The following is a 5,544-nucleotide window of genomic DNA, read 5'->3' as shown; positions in this document are numbered from 1 at the left end:
AGGATGAAATGGAGAAATTATGCTGAATCAATTTTCAAGAACAGAGCTTCTTCTGGGAAAAGAGGCAATGAATAAACTGGAGAACTCCCGTGTGGCAGTATTTGGAATCGGAGGGGTTGGAGGATATGTATGCGAAGCGTTGGCGCGAAGCGGTGTGTATTCTTTTGACCTGATCGATGATGATAAAGTATGCCTGACTAATCTTAACAGACAGATCATTGCTACCAGAAAGACGGTAGGCCAGTATAAGGCTGAAGTGATGAGAGACAGAATCCTGGAAATTAATCCGAAGGCAGATGTGAGAATCCATAAGTGCTTTTATCTTCCGGAAAATGCAGCTGATTTTGATTTTAATGAGTATGATTATGTAGTGGATGCAGTGGATACTGTGACTGCGAAGATTGAGTTGATCATGCGTGCGAAGGAGTCTGGTACTCCGATCATCAGCAGTATGGGTGCCGGTAATAAACTGGATGCCAGTGCGTTTCGGGTGGCGGATATTTATAAGACGAAGGTTTGTCCGCTGGCGAAGGTTATGCGCAGGGAGCTGAAGAAGCGTGGTGTGAAGAAGCTGAAGGTTGTTTATTCAGAAGAGCAGCCGATCAGACCTGTTGAGGATATGGCAATCAGCTGCAGATCGCATTGTATTTGTCCTCCGGGGGCGAAGCATAAGTGTACGGAGCGCAGGGATATTCCCGGCAGTGTGGCGTTTGTGCCGTCTGTGGTGGGATTGATTATTGCGGGAGAGGTTGTTAAGGACTTGACTGCGGAGTACAGAAGATAAAAAATGTTTATGTGGATGTGTATTGTATCAGAGATGGTATGGTGCACATCTTTTTTTGTTTGGGGGCAGGGAACGCGCAGAAAAACAATTCATTTTGTGTGCACACAAAATTTTTGCGGGATGTTGAGATGGGGTGGGAATGTGTTGACTATCATGGGGTTTCAAAGTATAATGATGGCTGGTGAATTGGGCGGAAATACAGGGTGATTCATCAGATGTAGGCGATTGATTTTTAAGAGATAAAGGCAGGTTATATATGAATACAATTAGTGTGGAAGAGTTGGAGAAGATTGATTCTTCTAAGATTACGATCGTGGATGTACGGCCGGCGGATCAGTATAGCAGGGGGTCTTTTCCTGGGGCGGTGAATATTCCGCTGGATGAGTTTGATGAGAAGATGGAGGCTGTTGATAAAGATAAAACAGTATATGTTCTCTGCCATACGGGGGACAGGAGCCGGGACTGTGTGGAGAAGTTGAGTGAGGCTGGCTATGAGGCTGTGAATATTGAGGGAGGATATCGTGCGTATCTGAGACTTTCTCTGAGTCGTTTTATGGAGAATGATGCTAAGGAGCAGAAAGAACTGAAAACGAAAGAGATTGAGCACAGTATTATCAAGACTTTCAGAAAGACGGTCTGGAGACCGTTTACCAAGGCGTTGAACGAGTATCAGCTGATCCAGGAGGGGGATAAGATTGCTGTCTGTATTTCAGGTGGTAAGGACTCTATGCTGATGGCGAAGCTGCTTCAGGAGCTGAAGCGTCATGGGAAGATTCATTTTGAACTGGTGTTTTTGGTAATGAATCCGGGTTATAATGCGGATAACTGGAAGATTATTCAGGATAATGCAGAGCTTCTGGGAATTCCTCTTACGGTTTTTGAAAGTGATATTTTTGATACAGTGGCAGAAATTGAGAATAATCCCTGTTACCTGTGTGCGAGAATGAGACGTGGTTATCTGTATTCTCATGCCAAGGAGCTGGGATGTAATAAGATTGCGTTGGGACATCATTTTGATGATGTGATCGAGACAATCCTCATGGGTATGCTGTACAGTGGTAAGGTAGAGACTATGATGCCGAAGCTGCACAGTCAGAATTTTGAGGGGATGGAATTGATCCGTCCTATGTATCTGATCAAGGAATCTGCAATCAAGGCATGGAGAGATACCAATGGGCTGCATTTCATTCAGTGTGCATGCCGTTTTACTGAGAACTGTGTAAGCTGCGGTGGCGGACGTGGTTCCAAGCGTGATGAGATGAAAGAGCTGGTTGCGCAGTTTAGAAATACAAGCAGTGTGATCGAGACGAATATCTTTAACAGTGTGCGTGATATTAATCTTCGTACTGTTATGGGATATCATAAAGATGGAGAATACTATAATTTCCTGGATGACTATGATCAGCGTGGAAATAAGGGCGCTGATAAGGAAAAAGAATGATGACGGAAAAATCTTCATTTGTGGAAGAGAAATACAGCGCTCAGTATTATAGTGGAAACGGTTGTCTGTATGTTTCTGGTGCAGGTGGTGTTCTAAAAGGAGGGGGCCATGACCTTACAGGAGATTCTTGAAAGTGTAAAAAGTGGTTCTGTATCTGTGGAAGAGGCAGAGAGAATCCTTAAGAAAGAAAGTTATGAAGAAATGGGATATGCGAAGCTGGATACAAGCCGAAAGGCAAGAACCGGTTTTGCAGAAGTAATCTACTGCAGTAATAAGGCAGATGAACATCTTCTGAATATTTTTGAAAGATTATACAGAGAAGATGGTGAGGTATTCGGGACCAGAGCTTCCCACTCTCAGTATGAACTGGTGAAGGAGAAGTTTCCGGAAGTGGAATATGATCCGATTTCACGTATTTTAAAGATTGAGAAGAAAGATAAGAAGCGTATTGGCAAGATCGCAGTGTGTTCAGCGGGAACAGCAGATATTCCGGTTGCTGAGGAAGCTGCGCAGACAGCGGAATATTTTGGTACAAATGTTGAACGGATTTATGATGTGGGAGTCAGCGGAATGCATCGTCTGTTTTCCAGACTGGAGACAATCCAGAGTGCGAACTGTGTAGTTGCAGTTGCAGGAATGGAGGGAGCTCTTGCCAGTGTGATGGGCGGTCTGGTGAGCAGACCTGTGATCGCAGTCCCCACATCTGTGGGGTATGGTGCAAGTATGCATGGTCTTTCTGCACTTCTTACTATGATCAATTCCTGTGCGAACGGTATTGCGGTGGTGAATATTGATAATGGATACGGTGCCGGCTATCTGGCAACGCAGATCAACCGTCTGGCGGCAGGTGCAGATGAGAAAGGAAATTGATTATGGGAAAAACATTATATCTGGAATGTTATTCAGGGATAAGTGGTGATATGACGGTTGCGGCACTTCTTGATCTGGGGGCTGACCGCGCAGTGCTGGACAGGGTGCTGAAGAGTCTTAAGGTATCAGGATTTGAGATAAAGATCAGCAGAGTTGTGAAGTCCGGAATAGATGCATGTGATTTTAATGTGGTGCTGGATAAAGAGCATGAAAATCATGACCATGATATGGAATATCTGCATGGACATCATCATGAAGGTCAGGAGCGCAATCACGTCCATGGTACAGGAACAGCGAAAGACCATCACCATCACGAACACCGTGGAATAAAGGAAATTACCTATATTATAGAGCATAGCGCAATGACTGAGAATGCAAAGAAGATCGCATTGCGTATATTTGAAATTCTTGCAGAGGCAGAGAGTAAAGCACACAATGTGCCTGTAGATCAGGTGCATTTTCATGAAGTGGGAGCAGTGGACTCTATTGTGGATATTGTGTCTGTGGCAGTCTGTCTGGATGATCTGGATGTCACAGAGGTTATTGTTCCTGTTCTCTGCGAGGGACGTGGAACTGTCCGTTGTCAGCATGGCATCCTGCCAATCCCGGTTCCGGCAGTTGCGAATATAGTAAGTGCCAATCATTTATATCTGAAAATGACAGAGGTAGAAGGTGAACTTGTAACGCCTACAGGTGCAGCGATAGTGGCAGCAGTGAAAACAAAGGATAAACTTCCGGAAACATTTGAAATCCAGAGGATTGGAATCGGTGCAGGTAAACGCCAGTATGAGTGTCCGGGAATCCTAAGGGCAATGATTATCTCACAGAGCGCAGAAATAGATGAAGAAAAGGCTCAGTCAGAAGAATTCAAAAACCCGGAAATCGGAAATAATCCGAAGGCTGAAAATCAGGAAACCAAAGATACGATTATCAAGATGGAGACAAACATTGATGACTGCAGTGGAGAAGTTCTGGGATTTGTGATGGAGCGTCTAATGAAAGCCGGTGCCAGAGATGTGCATTATGCGCCTGTTTTTATGAAAAAGAACAGACCTGCATGGGTTCTGAATGTGATCTGTAAGGAAGAAGATATGGAAACGCTCCAGAATATTATTTTTGAAGAAACTACTACGATTGGAATTCGTTATAGCATAATGGAACGTACGATTCTTCCCAGAGAAACGAGAACCCTTCCGACTCCATGGGGAGAAGTTCTGGTAAAGGTATGCACTTTGAATGGAAAAGAGCAGATTTACCCGGAATATGAGAGCGTTGCACAGTTGAGCAGAGAAAAAGAGATCCCGTTTACAGAAATTTACCGTTATATTGTTTTGGCAAATAAAGACAAAGAATAACTTTCATATATGAACCCTTTGGTTTCCCTGAGAGTACTCCACGCGAAATCAAAGGGTACTTTTGTCTTGAAGTAGAGTTGTAAGAACTGTATACTGTATGTAGTATGAAAGGAGAAAAGAAATGTTTTGCATTGGCATTTGCGATGATGATGAAGGACTCTGCGGGGAACTGGAAAAAATGCTTTATGATTATGGAAAAGAGAATAAACTTCAGATGAATATTGATATCTGGTATCAGGGAGAAAGCCTGTGCCGGTTCCTGAGAGAAAACAAGAAGATTCTTGATGTGCTATTTCTGGATATAGAATTACTGACAACAAATGGAATTGAAGTGGGACGTTTTATAAGAGAAGAACAGGAAAACATGGAAACTGCAATTGTTTACATTTCAGCGAACAGCAGTTATGCGATGGATTTATTTCGTGTACAGCCTACAGATTTTCTGATCAAACCTTTAGACAAAATAAAAGTTGGGAATGTCATGAACAGGATTCAGAAAATTTCGGAAGTCAGAAAAGGTATTTTCGAGTACTTTGGCAGTGGATATTATTTCAAGGTGCTATATAAAGATATTCTGTATTTCAGCAGTCAGAATAAAAAAGTGCATCTGGTTTTAAAAGACGGACAGAAAGAATTTAATGGCAAACTGAAAGAAATAGCAAAGAAAATTCCGGGAAATTTCATTCAGATTCATCAGTCGTATCTGATCAATTTTGATTATATCGAAGAATGTTCTTATGAATCTGTGAAAATGAAAAACGGAGATACAATTCCAATCAGCCAGCCATATCGGAAATCAGTGAGAAAGCAACTGGCAGAGCGTGTGTGGAGGGAAAGAGAGTAAATGTTTGCGTTGATAACTACATTAAGCACGAATCTTTTGCGTACATATATAATCTATCGCTTTATGAGATTGTTCTTTTGGACAGATATTGAGGAAAAGAAAAAAGAAAGAGCCTGTTATGTATTGTTTTTTATTTTGACAGCAGGAGTGCATCTGATATTTTGTTCGCCAGGTATGAGTGTGATAACAAATATAGTGCTGATTTTTTTGATTACAGTGTGTTATGAAGGAGCATTGAAAAAGAGAATAC

7 protein-coding genes are annotated in these 5,544 nt (G+C 42.4%); all 7 read left to right on the top strand.

Annotated elements, in window-relative coordinates; genetic code table 11:
* Positions 1–19: 19 nt before the first annotated feature.
* Positions 20–784, top strand: a complete 765-nt coding sequence (locus AC058W_RS01695) for a tRNA threonylcarbamoyladenosine dehydratase (protein WP_117844754.1) — start codon at positions 20–22, stop codon at positions 782–784.
* A gap of 256 nt (positions 785–1,040) precedes the next feature.
* Positions 1,041–2,225, top strand: a complete 1,185-nt coding sequence (locus AC058W_RS01690) for a rhodanese-like domain-containing protein (RefSeq protein WP_117676514.1) — start codon at positions 1,041–1,043, stop codon at positions 2,223–2,225.
* Positions 2,222–2,356, top strand: a complete 135-nt coding sequence (locus tag AC058W_RS01685) for a hypothetical protein (RefSeq protein ID WP_279217380.1) — start codon at positions 2,222–2,224, stop codon at positions 2,354–2,356. Before AC058W_RS01690 ends, AC058W_RS01685 begins: the two co-directional genes overlap by 4 nt.
* The gene (gene larB / locus AC058W_RS01680) at positions 2,334–3,095 is read left to right on the top strand and encodes a nickel pincer cofactor biosynthesis protein LarB (protein ID WP_118137046.1); all 762 of its coding nucleotides are present in this window, start codon (positions 2,334–2,336) and stop codon (positions 3,093–3,095) included. The genes AC058W_RS01685 and larB overlap by 23 nt, the downstream gene beginning before the upstream one ends.
* A 2-nt stretch (positions 3,096–3,097) precedes the next feature.
* On the top strand, positions 3,098–4,450 hold the full coding sequence (gene larC / locus AC058W_RS01675; RefSeq protein ID WP_118137048.1) for a nickel pincer cofactor biosynthesis protein LarC: 1,353 nt from the start codon (positions 3,098–3,100) through the stop codon (positions 4,448–4,450).
* 121 nt (positions 4,451–4,571) lie between these two features.
* Positions 4,572–5,294, top strand: a complete 723-nt coding sequence (locus AC058W_RS01670; RefSeq protein WP_118137050.1) for a LytR/AlgR family response regulator transcription factor — start codon at positions 4,572–4,574, stop codon at positions 5,292–5,294.
* Positions 5,295–5,544: hypothetical protein (locus AC058W_RS01665; RefSeq protein WP_479389630.1), on the top strand; the 250-nt coding region annotated here is incomplete at its 3' end.

It is taken from the genome of Blautia sp. CGZ-1-C1 (genome assembly GCF_056504575.1).
The sequence above is the reverse complement of the archived record's forward strand: the minus strand, read 5'-3'. Positions and strand labels throughout refer to the sequence as shown.

Coding starts and splice junctions, on each gene's coding strand:
- AC058W_RS01695 (WP_117844754.1), top strand. CDS start 20: ATGCTGAATCAATTTTCAAGAACAGAGCTTCTTCTGGGAAAAGAGGCA.
- AC058W_RS01690 (WP_117676514.1), top strand. CDS start 1,041: ATGAATACAATTAGTGTGGAAGAGTTGGAGAAGATTGATTCTTCTAAG.
- AC058W_RS01685 (WP_279217380.1), top strand. CDS start 2,222: ATGATGACGGAAAAATCTTCATTTGTGGAAGAGAAATACAGCGCTCAG.
- larB (WP_118137046.1), top strand. CDS start 2,334: ATGACCTTACAGGAGATTCTTGAAAGTGTAAAAAGTGGTTCTGTATCT.
- larC (WP_118137048.1), top strand. CDS start 3,098: ATGGGAAAAACATTATATCTGGAATGTTATTCAGGGATAAGTGGTGAT.
- AC058W_RS01670 (WP_118137050.1), top strand. CDS start 4,572: ATGTTTTGCATTGGCATTTGCGATGATGATGAAGGACTCTGCGGGGAA.